The sequence below is a fragment of the Ralstonia flatus genome, from assembly GCF_958439105.1.
Classification (GTDB): domain Bacteria; phylum Pseudomonadota; class Gammaproteobacteria; order Burkholderiales; family Burkholderiaceae; genus Ralstonia; species Ralstonia flatus.
Window position 1 is genome coordinate 116,005 of sequence record NZ_CAUDLI010000007.1, and the last position, 12,763, is coordinate 128,767.

A 12,763-nucleotide genomic window follows, 5' to 3' on the forward strand; every position below is an offset into this window, starting at 1 on the left:
TCTCGTGCAGCATGTTCACGCCGCACAACAACCCATTTAGGACTTTCGTCCACCGCAGGTTCACGGATCAGTCGACGACAACCGTCCTGCACCCGGAGGCGCTGGAGAGAGAGACCACACATTTCCGGGGCTCAGACGGTGTTCACAGGCATGACCTAGGGTCATACACACGGGAACGCGTATTACGGCTGATAGATGGGGAGTGTCTGGCTAAGCACTCATCACAAGGGGGGATTTCCACACCAGTTGCCAACTGGTCGGCGCATGCGCAAGGCACGACTTTTTTAAGGAGATGGACTCGCTAGGGAGTCAGTTCGATGCGTCGATGACGCGAGGAGTGATTGCAGTATGCACCAGACAATCCATTAGGAATCCCGGAAAGCTCGCCAAAATAGCGTGGCTTTTGTAAGCAGCCACCGTGTTCACGTGCCGGAAAATTTCGAGTGAGAGATGAGATACCACACATGAACCATGGTCGCTGCCCAACACCCCCAGGAACTTGAGGCGCCATTAGGCGCGCCACAGCCGAGTACATCCAACTCCGGACTCAAGCCGATCGCGCGGCTGGTCGGAGAAAACAGGATTAAGCGGATCGTCCCCGAGACGGCCGCCAGTGCTCAAGTCACCTATTCCTCTGTGTACGTTCGCGATTTCCTGCGCTCCGCGTACAACTTCTGCTCTTCCAAGTTCTCAGTCGCCAGGTCAGGCAAGACCCGAGCGCTCGACGAAAAATTCCGCGAAGCCGAGCTTTGGTTCGAAAAAGCCATCGCGTGGCACGCGAACAAAAGCCAAACCCCCATCCCCATCGAGACCGATACCGTTGAGGTCCAGGTCACACATCCGCTGTCTGGGCGCCTCATTCGCCTCCTGAACCAGCACGACAGGCTGTTCGCGCTCGCCATCTTCGCCCGCGTCGCCAACTCCATATCGGCGCTCGAATTCGAGGGCACGATGAAAGTGGCCGGCAGCAAGATCGCTTCAATCCACCAGAGCTGCATCCCCGACAACGACCGTTTCGCTGCTGACGGCGCACAAGACGGCGACACCCCTGCGGGATAGCCAACCACACCACCCAACGCACCCATCGGGATGGCAGCCGGCATGGCGCCATATCCGACCTAGCAGCCAACACGGCGCCCGAAACAGTGGCCGGTACGAAGGCCAGAGGGGATTGTCGTCCCGCGCGAAGGCATCGCGGACCGAATAAACGACCTCTCAGGCGCCCCCCTCACCCCAACCGCTGGAGAGAGCCATGGATATTCGCGAAATCTACCGATTGCACCAGCAGTACTCGCACTCCCCTGTCACGATCGACATGGGCACGGCGGAAGATCATGCGGCCGCACCGGCCCTTACCTACGCCGCCGGCGGCAAGCGCCGGTGGGACCAGCACAAGCCTGCCTTGAAGGTTACTGCGATCTGCTGCGCGTTCATCGTGCTGGCCACGATTGCTGGCCTGGGGCTTGGGGACCTGTACGCCAAGAAGGGCCGGGCGGGTTCGGCGGCAGCGGCCGGGCCCGAGCAAGTCACGCACGCAGTACAGACGCAAGCGCCGGCCGCCCCTGCCTCGGCGCCGGAACCTGCAGTCGCCGCAAACCAAGCCACGCCGGCAGCCATCGGAAGCTCGACGCCCTCAGCGCCGGTTGCAGCATCTGTCACGGCCGCGCCCACTGCACCGGTGGCTCAACCACAGCGAGCCGCCCTTTCCGCAGCCGAGGTGGCGCCCCGCGAGCGCGTTCCTGCGCCGGAGAAGGTCGAAACAGCCCCGGCTCAGCCCGCTGCTCGGCGTACCGAGCGCACCGCACCCGATCAAGCCCCTGTTACGCGGCCCGCGCCGGCACCCCAACCAACCGCCACGGCACCGCGCGCCGCTACACCACCGGCACGCACCACGGAAGCGAATCGTCCGTCCGGCGACGTGAAGATGTTCTGAGGAGCAAACCATGAAAGAGCAGATGGAAATCAGCATCATCAACGAGGGCATGGCGATTCACGGCAATGTCGACATGGACCATGGCGGCTCCATCCTGGGTCTCGTCAATGGCAACGTCGTCTCGTCAGGCGGCCTTCTCCACATCGGCCCGGCCGCCGTCATCAAGGGGTCGGTCACCGGGCAGTTCGTATTGATCCAGGGCGCAGTCGAAGGCGACGTCAATGCCCAGGTCTCTCTCAAGGTGGAAGGTGCGGTCAAAGGCGAGATCCGCTACGCCGGCACGATTCGGCTCGGCCCGCACGCCAACCTGGAGGGTCGCATCACGCGCATTCCGCGCCTTTCAGCGGCGGCGCCCGCGCCTCCTGTCGAAGATGCGCTCGAATCGAGTACCTGACGCTGGCCTCTCGCCACAGCATGGCGGCAATGCGAAATCGACACGACGCAAACACCATGAAAATCACCGACGGCGTGATGGATCGACACGAGATGCCGCGCTTCCAGCTCTTTGGCTGTCTGACCAGCCGCACCAACAAACCCAACTGACAGGTCGATCATGCACCTTGCATCCAGATACGCCGCCCTCATTCCGGTCGCCGCACTCTGCCTTGGCTTGGCCGCCTGCAGCGACAAGACAACCGATACAGCCAAGCAGATCAACCGGGAGATCGAGACAACCAAGACCATCTCCGACCCGGTTTCTGCTCTGGCCAAGCTCGATCCGCTGCAGGGTAGTGGTCGAGATGCCCTGACTGGTTGCGAAGTCGTCTGTGGCGATATTGTGCAAGCCATGGCCAACCTGGACGACGCACGCACGGCGCGGATCAAGCAAGCGATGGACCGGCTCACGCCGGCAAAGCTGGCGGAATACTTCGAGGGCGACTCGATGCTGCCCCTACGCGACGACATGGCGCCCCGCATTCTCGCGGCGGCCCAGGCTTCCACGGGTACCGCAGTCAATAGTCGGCTCCTGCGTGTTGCTGGCCAGATCGTGCGCGATGGAAAATACGTGATTCGTAGCTCCGACAAGGCGGCAGAGTTGTTCGCGCGCGCCTGGTTGGCGGGCGACCCGACCGCAGCGGCGAACAACGCGCAGCTCTACGATTCGTTGCATGACCTGAACAACGCCTACCTTTGGGCGTTACGCTGCCGAGCCGAGTGCCATCCTGATGACGGCTACCGCCCGGTCAACGCGGAATCGCTACGCAGCCGCCTATCCACGGCGGCGATCCGGCAGGCCGAACAGGCGGCACTCGACCCCACCGTGCTGTCTCTCGCTGGGCGCTAGGGGAACCACCATGCGCAAGATCTCGACCCTGACCGTTGCCCTCGTGCTTTTGAGCGCGGCACAGGTCGCAGACGCCGGCCGCGGTGGCGCTGGCGGTAGCTCGACAGCAAGTCGTAGTGCCGGAGGCATTTCGCGGTCTGCCGGCGCCAGCAAGCCCGGCACCTACCGACCAGCGACCAACAGCCTTGCGCAGACTAGCACGCCAGGCGCGCGGGCGCGCGGCACACGCCGCAGTCTGCTGGAAGGTGGCGCACAGCCCTCCGCTCATTTGGCGCAGGTTATCCGCGAGCGTGAAAGCAGCGGCCCGGGATGGCTTGGCACCGCGTTCCTGGTGGCGCTGCTCAGCCGCCACGATCTCTCCGACAGTGACCGCCACTGGCTGCAGGCCAAGATCGACGCGCTCGCCGACGACGAGGCTGATGACCAATCTGGTCTCGAACCCCCGCTCGTACCCACTGTCACGTTCCTGTATGCCGGCCTGCAGGGCAATTTCATGACCGGTCGCGGGTCTACGATCCGCGTGACTGCGCACGGGACGCCTGTGAATCCGATTCCGGTGAGTTGCACCATGCCCGAGGCACGCATCAGCACGGAAGGACCCGCTGCGGTGATCGTCTGGGAACCGCGCGCGCCAGCGGCCTATGTGCTCACATGCCAAGCGGGCGGGCAGCGCGATCGACGCCTGCTCAAGGCCGGGTAGCAACCTGGCGCCGGATGGACTCGTCCTACAAGACACACCGTACATCGCTCCGTGCATCGTTTTTTGCTCGGAAAACAGGGCCAGTCGGAATATCGTGTTGAACAAATCATTGGAGACGCCGTGGAACCCGTGAGCACCTTGATCGACTGGATTGATTGTCGTGAACGCAAGCCTTCCCCGCCTGAAACACCCTATAAGGAGTACCTGGTCTGGGTGGTGCAGTTGCTACCGAATGCCGCCGGCGGCATGTACTTGCTGCAATTCAGCCGTGAACGCAACGACTGGATGCCGCTACCGTATGGTCCTGCCGGTGCACCCATGGTCGTCACGCACTACAGTGAAGTTCTTGACGTATTGGGTTCCCCTGACCCCAAACCCTATGGCCCTCGAGGGCGTGAGTACCTTTGAGGCGGGCGCTGCCGCACTTGCTCTTCAGGATAGAAAAAGAAAAAGGGGGCACTTGGCCCCCTTGGTTTGCACCCCCACCATCGGGTGGGTTCTGACACACGCGTTTACCGCGTTCAGGATAAATCCACAGAAAGCCGCTTCGCGCATCAGCCCTTTCGCCATGCCTAGCGCAAATCAGGCCGCTGGTCCGGGCACCAGGATGAGCGTGTGCAACTCTTCAGCCGTGAACAGCCGGCTGATCGAGATCCAGGGCCGGCGCTCTGCGTCGCCATCACCATAGAAGGACACAAACGGTACGTGTCCATCCATGAGGCAGTGGAAGCGCCGCTTCGCGCTGCCGCCCTGCTCGATCTCGAAATCCGCGCCGTGCTGCAGTTCGAAGATCACTGATCCCTGTCGATACTGCACCGGCTGGCCATCGCGGCCACCGGCCGCGCCGATCAGTGCGGATTCGAACCAGTCGTCAAACCCGAGATCCGTACCACCCTCTTCTACAGCCTGTTTCCAGCGGCCAATCCACCCGAGGTCGGCCGCGCGAGGAAGAGACTCGATGTCGATCGGCTCTTCTTTGTCCATCATGATGTTGCTCCTCCGGGCACAGGACTAGATATGTCGAGTGCCACAAAAATTTTGATCGATTTCGGCACGCGGTCAAATTGGGCGGAACACCCACCAACCGATGCCGGAGCAAAGAAATGCCCCGGGATGGCCCGGGGCAATGGTCAGACGATGACCTCGATGCAATCGCCGAATGGCGGGGTATGGATTCTGCGCAACGGTGTGGTTGAGGCCCACAGCACCGGATACTCCGGCGGCACTTCGGGGAACGTGCCATACATGTCCGTCAGATAGGCGAGAAACGCCGGCCGAAAGCCCTGTTCCTCCACCCACTCGAACGGCGGTGCGAAGCAGGTACCGCCGCCGCCTTTCACAGGCGCCAGTTCAAGCGCATCACCGGGCTCGAACACCTGCACCTGCGTGACACGCGCGTCACAGTCGATGACGATCAGCCGCGATGGCTTCACTTCATCGAAAACGCGGTGGATCTCGGATGCGAACTGGCGTTGCGTTTCATCGAACACCGAGCCACTCGAATCGCGCACAAACACGGCGTCCCCCACCCGCCGGCTATGAAGCGCCGGCAAATAGAGACCAAGGTGCGTGAAGCGGCGGTTCGGTATCGACCAGCTGTAGTCGGCTTGGGCCGACTCGCTTGCAAAGCGCGCGAGGGCCGCACGCCAATCGACCGCCGGCGTAACCAGTTGGTCAACCACGGTCTGCAGATCCGCACCGAACTTGCCGCGCATCTTGGCCACCTGCGCAGCCTTCATCGCCGCGACTTTCCACTGCGTCTCCGTCGAGGCCTGGTCATTGCCGCGATCCTTGCGGATGTCGCCGGGCTCATACGTCGGGCTGCCGTCGGCGTTGCCACCTTCGGCAGCGCCCTGCCCTTGTGCCGCATCGGATGCGTTCGGGTCGCGCGATGGCAGCCCAGCGCCCGTACCGCGAGCGCCCTGGGCCTGAGGCTCTTGGGGAGCCTCAGGTGGCCGTTCCTGGCGGAGCACCGCATAAATCTCCTCTGCTGACTTGCCAGTGAAGCGTTCCTCCAGCAGTGCGCCTTTCGGGAGCTTCAAGTTGGCAGCGAGCACAACCGGATTGACCGCATAGTCACAGGCCGCGTTCCACAGCTTCTGATCGCGATTGCCACGCCGCCAGCAATGCCCGCTGGCGGGGTGCAGCACCTCATGAGCGAGACACCCACGCAGTTCAAGATCGTCCAAGGTGGCCACGAACTGCGCGTTGTAGCCAAGCGCCCGGCCGTCAACCCAGAACGTGTGGCACGTGGGGTCTTCGACAGGCTTCAGACGAAGCGCCAGCGCCCCGAAGAAAGGGTGGTTCAGCACCAGTTGACCACGCTGCTTGATGATCCGTTCGAGCATGGCCACACCTCACGAGGCAAGGAGGAAACTGAGCGCAGACGAATCGCCAAGTGCCGGTGCTGCCGGCGTGCTGAGCGCGCCGGTCATGTACACCGCCATCTGCGCCTCGATCTCCATCGCCTTCTCCGCCACCTTCTGGCGAAGATCGGCCGAATCCTTCAATTCGGCGCCCGTGTAGCAAGCCAGGTGATTGCGCGTCTCGTTCAGGATGTCCGTCAATGCCGGATCCTGTGTGAAGTTCAACGTCGGAAGCAGGTCACACAGTTCGCGCACCTTGTCGACAACGCCCAGCCGGACGTTGCGTCCCGCGTACAGACGGTTGGCGAAGTGCTGCACAGCGTCGTAGAGGCGGCCGACGATGTCTTCGTTGGCCGTCTTGACCGCGCTGAACACCCGCTCGTCCATATCCGCCTTGATGCCGTCCAGCACGTTGGCCGGCAAGTTGATGCCGAACTGGCTTGCGTCCGGAAACGGCAAGGGAGACAGGCGTATACCGAACTTGGTCGACAGCGCTTCGAGGGTCGGGTAGTCCGCCTCGGTATAGAGCCCGTTGAGAGCACCCTTGGCCTGCTCCTTCAACGCTGGGTATTCGGCGAGAAAGGCTGACGTGGCTTCACGGAACTCGTCTTGAAACTCGCGCAGCCGGTCAGCGACCTTTAGGTAAACAGCCGTGGGCAGCAAACGCACGCCAAGCTGGTCGTATTCGAGGGTGTGCGCATTGAAGAAGGCACGTGCTTGCGTGGCGATGCTGCACACGCTCTTGTAAGAAATGGCATCGTCGGTCAGGAGCTTCTTGTTGAAGCGCCCGATGTCTTTGGTGGCGTGGTTCTTTTCCACCTCTTCCGTGGCGCGGGTATCGAAGCGACGTGCGCGCCAAACGGAGATGCCAAGGGATGCGAGCATGACACGCTCGTGAACGTTGAGGATGTTCATGGAAATAGCCTCTTGAAATGAAAAGCGGCGAGCCAAAGCTCGCCGCATGGGATGTACTGCTTGAAAGGGAACCGGTTTACCGGCCGTCCATCGCGGCACCGATCCAGCCGGATTGCGCTGCAATGAAAGCCGGCACGGAAACGATAGACTCGTCACGGCGGATCGCGTCGCTGATCATCATCGTTGCGCAGTCACCGTCACCGCCCGCTTGCATGCGGTCGGCGTAGACGAGGACGCGATCGATGTTCGCGACCGTGGTTTGACTCGCAACTGCCGTCGCAATCCCGATGCGCGCCGAGGGCTCCTCCGGGATGGAGGCAGTGTCCGGCGCAAACAGAACGCTTGCCACAGAGGGGAGACTGCGAAAGGTCTCGCGAAACGCCTGGAACTCGGTCGCGGCACCAGCGCCGACAGCACCGGTGAACACGATTGCTTCCAAGCCAGCTGGCACCACGGGCATCTGCTTCCCAACCGCGCCCCAGCCTCGCGGCGACGGCAGGTTCTCGATATCACGCGTGCGCTCCTTCGCCACCAGCAGATCCGGCTTGAAGCGCAGGAACGCGATCAGTTCAGCGGGAAGCTGCGACTTCACAGCCCATGCCGCCCAGGCATCAACGTTTGGCACAAGCTCGACGATGGTCGCAAACCGCGACTTCACCGGATCGAGAATGCCAGACACGCCGGCGTTGTCGGTCCGGCGATTCGTCGCCGCCAAGAACGTCACATGCTCGGGAAGCTTGTGCTCGCCGATGCGGCGCGCGAGCAGCAGTTGCATCTTGGCGGCTTGAACCGCCTGAGACGCTTGACCGAGGTCGTCGAAGAACCAGACCAACGGCTCTTTCGCGTGTAACACCCTCTCCAGATCCCCGAACGGCAGGAACCTGGCGGATTGGCCATCCGCGCCGGGGAACGGCAGGCCCTTGGAGTCTGTCGGGTCCTCGACCACCGGATGCGAGATCAGCAGGTCGTAGCCGGCGCGCTCTGCAGCCGCGGCTGCGATGTCGGATTTCCCGACACCTGGCGCGCCAGTCACGAGCACGGGCAGGTGTGCCGGAATGTAGGCAGCCAACAGGGTCTCCAGTTGCGACGGGGAAACCTGATTGGTGAGGGGCGTAACTTGATCGGTAAGGGTATTGTCCATGGGGTATCACTTGACGAAAACCCACGGAATCCACGCCCACAGGGAGTAGACCCCTGTGGGATGGTTGAAGAAACGGCCGATGCTGCCGGCGTTGGATCGATGCGTCGGAGACGCGAGGAAAAACAGTGTTTGGGTTGGCTCAGGCCAGTCCGAACAGCGCTTTTCAGCAAGGAGAGGTTAGCAGGTTGCGCGGCGCGGCGCCACACGCGCAAGGGGGTAGAAACGGCCGCCCTGCCCCCGTGATGGAGGGGCAGGGACTGGCGCGTGAAAGAGATTGGCGTCAGGCGTACGCCGGCACACGCTCTGCCGGTGTACTCAAGCAAGCGCGTGCATAGTCCAGGGTGCCGTCCTTCACCTTCAGTGGCCTGCCCAGGTCGCGCTTCGGATCGACGAAGAGGTAGCTGACAGCATTGCCGCGCCGCGAAGGAACAATCTGCGAGAAGCCTTCCGCGATGCACAGGTCGACGTACTGCTTGCCGGTCATGACCTGCCCACCGCCGACGGAATAGCGTACCGACTCAGCAGTCTTCTTTGCCTGCTCCATGGCCTCAATGCGGCGCTTCTCCGCCTTGGCCTCGGCCGCATGCTGCTCCCACACGTCCTGCTCCTGCTGGGCGAACCCGCACATGCTGAAGATGGCGCGCCGGCGCGCTGCTCCCGTTACCGTCAGCAGGTTGACCCCGATGACTTCACGAATGGCGCGCTTGCTCGATTTGTTGTTGGGCTGGTCCAGAATCTCGAGCAGCCCAGCGACATTACGCTCCAACAACAGCGAGGCAATCATGTTGCCGTAGTGGTAGTTTCTGCAATTGCGTTGGCGCTCGGCCATCATCATCTGCAGCTCGAAACGGCGCTTCGAAAGGTTACCGTCCTCCCGCTCCTGCCGAAGCCGCGCCACCGTCTTCTCATACACGCTCTCGTTGACGCACTCCGTCACGCGCTTGGCCAACGGCGAAAGCGGCTCTGCGTCAGGCCCCTCTGCGAGCTGAAGTGTCGGCGCCGTGAGTGGGCCGAGGATCTTCGCGTCGTAGAACGCGTCGTCGATGTCGATATAGGAGCTACCGACCGGCAAGGCCCGAACGATGGCGAGCAGCTTCGACACGTTTTGCTCGGTCATCGCCATCTTCTCGCGTCTGAGCACATCACACAGGTCCCGCAGCGTCTCCGCCGGCAGCGCGCCGCGTAGCACTGGGAACTCAATGAGAGCGTTCAGCCATTCCAAGCCGTGAGGGATCGCCGTGCTCGTGTGACGGTAGAAGTTGAGGATGCAATCCTTGACGCGCTCGCCACGTTGTAGCGCGTAGGCGACGTGCCATTCATGCCCCTTGCACGCCCCTCCGCCCGGATAGGCGTGTGGCCCGCCTGTTCCGAAGCCAAACCGGCGAAGTAGCTCGTCCGTGATGAAGCGCTGCGGACTCTCGACTTGGAACTCCGAGAAAAGCGAGCCCTCCTTCAGGCGTTCAGGATCGATCAGGTATTCGCTCTCGTAGGCCAGCGCGCTTGCGGCAAGGACAGCTTCCCAGGATTCAAAGCTGACCTCGTAGGGCCGCAGCAGCTTGCCGTCCGGTTTCAGGATGATCCGCTCGACTTCGGTGATCACGTGCAAGAGGATCTCGTGCACCGTGCCGTCGGGACGCAGCCCGATTCGGCCGCGTGGCAGACCAACGACGGGGATTGGACCATTTTCGACGGTATGTACAGTGAACGAGTCCGCGGTGAATTTGCGCGGAATCGATTTGTCGGCGTTCAGGAGGGCCAAGACGCCGGCCATCGTTGTGCGGGTCTCGGTCTTCGTATGGTTGATGGTGATGATGTACATGAACGTTGCTCCAATAAGGACTGGGGCAACGCGCCCCACCGGGGCGATTGCCCCTGGTGGGATGGAAGGAATTGAAGGCCGCGCGTCAGTGCGACTTGCGGCGCCTCTTTGTCGCGGCAGCAGCGTCGACACGCATCGCGACGACTTGGCCGATCAGTTGCTCGTCGGCAATGCGCCAGATGGGGAACGTCGCATAGCCGCTGCGAATGACGCGCCCGGTATCAGCAAACGCGCCCGTGTGCAGCAGTGCTTGGCACATATCCTGCGGCACCAGCCCCGAAGAAAATGCAAACTCGTCGTCTGCGAGCGGAGCGTGCCGGATGTTGGTGGACAACGAGGCATAGCGCAGACCGTCGTCCGCCGCGTGCAGATGAACTGCGACGTGCATATCCGTGTAGAGCTGCACGGCGATCGTCACGCCCGCTGGGAATGATGCCAAGCCGGCACCGACGACTTGATGGCCCATGGAGAACTCCTTGTTGTACGCGGAGTGCCCCATCGGGGACGCACCCCGCGTGGGTTGTTGGATGAAATGGTGATGCGGCGGCGTCAATGACTGACGACCATCCTGCGACTTGAGGTGGAGATTTAATCGTCAGCCTGGTGCCAATTGCTCTCGCGCTCCTTTGCGACTGCAACAGCCTCTTCAAGCGTCGGCACGGCTTCACCGTAATGCACGTCGCAATCTCCGCCTTGGTACGAGACTTCCAGCCCCGGGAGGTAGCCTGCTGGCGACTGCGCAACGCTCGCGCGTGTTTCGCGCAGACCGTCAAAGTCCATTCGCCACCTGCCAAACCAAACGGTCGGTGGGTGACGCTCGGCGTATTCGTCATCTTCCTTTCCCTGCCGGCGGCCATCGCGAAAGTGCATCTCAAGCGAGCCGCCATCGGCTACAAAGACCGGAATGCGGTCGCTATCGATGGCCTGCATTCCTGCAAGTTCTGCCGCCCATTCGGCACGCTCCTGCAGCTCCCGGCTGCCGATCGGGTCAACCGACGACAAGACGCGCGAGAGCGACATGAGAACGCTTGCCCCGAGGGGGTCAAGCTTACAGTTGTATGCCAACGCCTGGCATTCGGGTGAACGGATTGAAATCATGGTTGAGCCTCCTTAAGAGGGCTTTTGCCGCTTCGGCCAAAGCCGAAACGGCAAAAAAAACGCACCCACGAATGGGTGCGTCATTTGGTGTGGCTGGCTGGGCCAGCGTCGAGCAATCGCTAGTCGTTGTTGAGCTGACGACCACGTCGGTCGGCCCACAGCAGATATGCCGCGATCAATGTCGTGACGACAGCGGCGAACATTCCGAGCGTCATGGTCAGTCTCCTTTGGACAAAACAGCGCCTACTACAAATAGTACAACAGTGACGGCGATCAACGTAGCGACATCGGACACGGCACCCAGCGTCCAAGCGCGACTGCCACTGAAATAGCTGGCAGCACCGATCAGCGCCGCGGCCGACAGCGTATGAGCGAAACGACCGTACTGCTGGCGCTGATCGCGCGTTGGCGCGAGAAGTGCGCTTCGCACCACGCTCCACAACGACTTGCGCGCCCGGCCCTTGCGGTTCAAGCGAAACGTCGCCGCTTCGACGTGCACGAGCGGCATTTCGTAGCCATCCTCGGCAGCAACGAGGACGTACGCCTCGCCTGCGGCCTTGGCCGACTCGATCTGCTGCACCAACCGGTTGGGCAACACGACAACATCGGTGTCAGCCTGGATGGCTGCCCTTCCAGATGTCTCGTCCCCGCTGGTCGAGCGCAGAATGACCTTGATGAGTTTGGACATGGCGGCCTCGCTTTAGCCACGGCGGCCGGCAACGAATCGCAGGTTGGCCAGAAGCTGGCTGTAACCTTCCGGCGATGCCAGCGACTCCAGGCAGACGGCGTTGTTGCGGCCGCCGCCAAGATCGTGACGGCCGGCGCAGGTGCGATAGCGGACCAACACCTTCGGGTCCGCCGGCGCGTGCGAGATTTCGAAGTACAGCGCGTCGGTGTGCAGCGCGAAGACGTCGACCAGGCGGCGACGCTGGCGACGCGTGCGGATCGAATATTCCCGTTGACGCAGCGCCAGGTCATTGGCGACGCGACGCAGAACGCGTGAAGCATCACGTTGCAGGATTGCGCCGGCGGCCGTGTTCGACGGGCAGCGGCTTCGGGTAAAGGATTGAGGAATCTTCATCGTTGGTGTCCTATGAAAGAGTGCGGTACACCAACCCCAGCGGGACGGTGTCCCGCGATGGGTATGGTCTGGGCATGCCAGACAAAGCTCGATGCGTCGGTGACGCGATCAAAAGCGCTTGCCCAACTGTTGGCAGTTGGGCAAGCCCTCTCGGGCTTGCTATGGGATGGAGCGCCGCGGACTAGCGCTGGAGCTGCGGCAGCGGAACACGCGCGGTGACGCGCAACAGCCCCTTGCGTTCGGGCAGAGGTTTCTCCGGGTGTGCGTCATCGAAGAACACCACCACTCGGTGATCCTGATCGACATACCCGAAGCGAAAGCCCGGGACGCAGCTGGAACCCGAGAGAGCGTCGCTCGCCTCGCCGGGATTTGGGTACTTCGAGGAAGTGCAGCGGATGAGATTTTGTTCGCTCATGATGGGTCGG

Annotated in this window: 16 protein-coding genes; 6 read left to right on the plus strand and 10 right to left on the minus strand. The window is 62.2% G+C overall.

The features are described 5' to 3' along the window. Positions 1-471 precede the first annotated feature (471 nt). The 6 genes from R2676_RS16970 (at position 472) to R2676_RS16995 (ending at position 4,326) form a co-directional block, all read left to right on the plus strand. Positions 472-1,059, plus strand: coding sequence for a hypothetical protein (locus tag R2676_RS16970; protein WP_012435712.1), 588 nt, complete (start codon positions 472-474; stop codon positions 1,057-1,059). A gap of 193 nt (positions 1,060-1,252) precedes the next feature. Beyond that, a complete protein-coding gene (locus R2676_RS16975; protein ID WP_012435711.1) occupies positions 1,253-1,933 on the plus strand; it encodes a hypothetical protein in 681 nt (226 codons plus the stop codon). 10 nt (positions 1,934-1,943) lie between these two features. Next, positions 1,944-2,327 carry a bactofilin family protein gene (locus R2676_RS16980; RefSeq protein ID WP_012435710.1) on the plus strand — a complete coding sequence of 128 codons (384 nt, stop codon included), beginning with the start codon at positions 1,944-1,946 and terminating at the stop codon, positions 2,325-2,327. Between the two features lie 159 nt (positions 2,328-2,486). Further along, on the plus strand, positions 2,487-3,218 hold the full coding sequence (locus tag R2676_RS16985) for a hypothetical protein (RefSeq protein WP_012435708.1): 732 nt from the start codon (positions 2,487-2,489) through the stop codon (positions 3,216-3,218). A 10-nt stretch (positions 3,219-3,228) separates the two neighbouring features. After that, the gene (locus R2676_RS16990) at positions 3,229-3,918 is read left to right on the plus strand and encodes a hypothetical protein (protein ID WP_012435707.1); all 690 of its coding nucleotides are present in this window, start codon (positions 3,229-3,231) and stop codon (positions 3,916-3,918) included. Between the two features lie 129 nt (positions 3,919-4,047). After that, the gene (locus R2676_RS16995) at positions 4,048-4,326 is read left to right on the plus strand and encodes a hypothetical protein (RefSeq protein WP_231887671.1); all 279 of its coding nucleotides are present in this window, start codon (positions 4,048-4,050) and stop codon (positions 4,324-4,326) included. A 174-nt stretch (positions 4,327-4,500) separates the two neighbouring features. On the opposite strand, the gene R2676_RS17000 is transcribed toward R2676_RS16995, so the two are convergent. The 10 genes from R2676_RS17000 to R2676_RS17045 form a co-directional block, all read right to left on the minus strand. Next, entirely contained in the window at positions 4,501-4,905 is a 405-nt protein-coding gene (locus R2676_RS17000; RefSeq protein ID WP_021197377.1) for a hypothetical protein, read from the minus strand. Positions 4,906-5,048: 143 nt separating this feature from the next. Then, positions 5,049-6,266, minus strand: a complete 1,218-nt coding sequence (locus R2676_RS17005; RefSeq protein WP_012435703.1) for a vWA domain-containing protein — start codon at positions 6,264-6,266, stop codon at positions 5,049-5,051. A gap of 9 nt (positions 6,267-6,275) precedes the next feature. Next, positions 6,276-7,199, minus strand: coding sequence for a hypothetical protein (locus R2676_RS17010; protein WP_012435702.1), 924 nt, complete (start codon positions 7,197-7,199; stop codon positions 6,276-6,278). A gap of 76 nt (positions 7,200-7,275) precedes the next feature. Continuing rightward, positions 7,276-8,340, minus strand: a complete 1,065-nt coding sequence (locus R2676_RS17015; protein ID WP_012435701.1) for an ATP-binding protein — start codon at positions 8,338-8,340, stop codon at positions 7,276-7,278. A 280-nt stretch (positions 8,341-8,620) separates the two neighbouring features. Next, complete coding sequence (locus R2676_RS17020; protein WP_012435700.1) at positions 8,621-10,159, minus strand: hypothetical protein; 1,539 nt, start codon at positions 10,157-10,159, stop codon at positions 8,621-8,623. 85 nt (positions 10,160-10,244) lie between these two features. Further along, positions 10,245-10,625 carry a hypothetical protein gene (locus R2676_RS17025; RefSeq protein WP_012435699.1) on the minus strand — a complete coding sequence of 127 codons (381 nt, stop codon included), beginning with the start codon at positions 10,623-10,625 and terminating at the stop codon, positions 10,245-10,247. A 122-nt stretch (positions 10,626-10,747) separates the two neighbouring features. Next, positions 10,748-11,257 carry a hypothetical protein gene (locus tag R2676_RS17030; RefSeq protein WP_012435698.1) on the minus strand — a complete coding sequence of 170 codons (510 nt, stop codon included), beginning with the start codon at positions 11,255-11,257 and terminating at the stop codon, positions 10,748-10,750. 217 nt (positions 11,258-11,474) lie between these two features. After that, on the minus strand, positions 11,475-11,945 hold the full coding sequence (locus tag R2676_RS17035; protein ID WP_012435696.1) for a hypothetical protein: 471 nt from the start codon (positions 11,943-11,945) through the stop codon (positions 11,475-11,477). A 12-nt stretch (positions 11,946-11,957) separates the two neighbouring features. After that, positions 11,958-12,338 (minus strand): hypothetical protein, encoded by a 381-nt coding sequence (locus R2676_RS17040; RefSeq protein ID WP_012435695.1) that lies wholly within the window; start codon positions 12,336-12,338, stop codon positions 11,958-11,960. Between the two features lie 181 nt (positions 12,339-12,519). Next, the gene (locus R2676_RS17045) at positions 12,520-12,753 is read right to left on the minus strand and encodes a hypothetical protein (RefSeq protein WP_012435694.1); all 234 of its coding nucleotides are present in this window, start codon (positions 12,751-12,753) and stop codon (positions 12,520-12,522) included. Positions 12,754-12,763 lie beyond the last annotated feature (10 nt).

What these genes read in the sequence shown, in the direction of transcription:
- R2676_RS17045 (WP_012435694.1), bottom strand. Translation starts at nt 12,753, where the DNA reads ATGAGCGAACAAAATCTCATCCGCTGCACTTCCTCGAAGTACCCAAAT.
- R2676_RS17020 (WP_012435700.1), bottom strand. Translation starts at nt 10,159, where the DNA reads ATGTACATCATCACCATCAACCATACGAAGACCGAGACCCGCACAACG.
- R2676_RS16985 (WP_012435708.1), top strand. Translation starts at nt 2,487, where the DNA reads ATGCACCTTGCATCCAGATACGCCGCCCTCATTCCGGTCGCCGCACTC.
- R2676_RS17010 (WP_012435702.1), bottom strand. Translation starts at nt 7,199, where the DNA reads ATGAACATCCTCAACGTTCACGAGCGTGTCATGCTCGCATCCCTTGGC.
- R2676_RS17005 (WP_012435703.1), bottom strand. Translation starts at nt 6,266, where the DNA reads ATGCTCGAACGGATCATCAAGCAGCGTGGTCAACTGGTGCTGAACCAC.
- R2676_RS16980 (WP_012435710.1), top strand. Translation starts at nt 1,944, where the DNA reads ATGAAAGAGCAGATGGAAATCAGCATCATCAACGAGGGCATGGCGATT.
- R2676_RS17015 (WP_012435701.1), bottom strand. Translation starts at nt 8,340, where the DNA reads ATGGACAATACCCTTACCGATCAAGTTACGCCCCTCACCAATCAGGTT.
- R2676_RS17025 (WP_012435699.1), bottom strand. Translation starts at nt 10,625, where the DNA reads ATGGGCCATCAAGTCGTCGGTGCCGGCTTGGCATCATTCCCAGCGGGC.
- R2676_RS16975 (WP_012435711.1), top strand. Translation starts at nt 1,253, where the DNA reads ATGGATATTCGCGAAATCTACCGATTGCACCAGCAGTACTCGCACTCC.
- R2676_RS16990 (WP_012435707.1), top strand. Translation starts at nt 3,229, where the DNA reads ATGCGCAAGATCTCGACCCTGACCGTTGCCCTCGTGCTTTTGAGCGCG.
- R2676_RS17030 (WP_012435698.1), bottom strand. Translation starts at nt 11,257, where the DNA reads ATGATTTCAATCCGTTCACCCGAATGCCAGGCGTTGGCATACAACTGT.
- R2676_RS16970 (WP_012435712.1), top strand. Translation starts at nt 472, where the DNA reads ATGGTCGCTGCCCAACACCCCCAGGAACTTGAGGCGCCATTAGGCGCG.
- R2676_RS17040 (WP_012435695.1), bottom strand. Translation starts at nt 12,338, where the DNA reads ATGAAGATTCCTCAATCCTTTACCCGAAGCCGCTGCCCGTCGAACACG.
- R2676_RS17000 (WP_021197377.1), bottom strand. Translation starts at nt 4,905, where the DNA reads ATGATGGACAAAGAAGAGCCGATCGACATCGAGTCTCTTCCTCGCGCG.
- R2676_RS17035 (WP_012435696.1), bottom strand. Translation starts at nt 11,945, where the DNA reads ATGTCCAAACTCATCAAGGTCATTCTGCGCTCGACCAGCGGGGACGAG.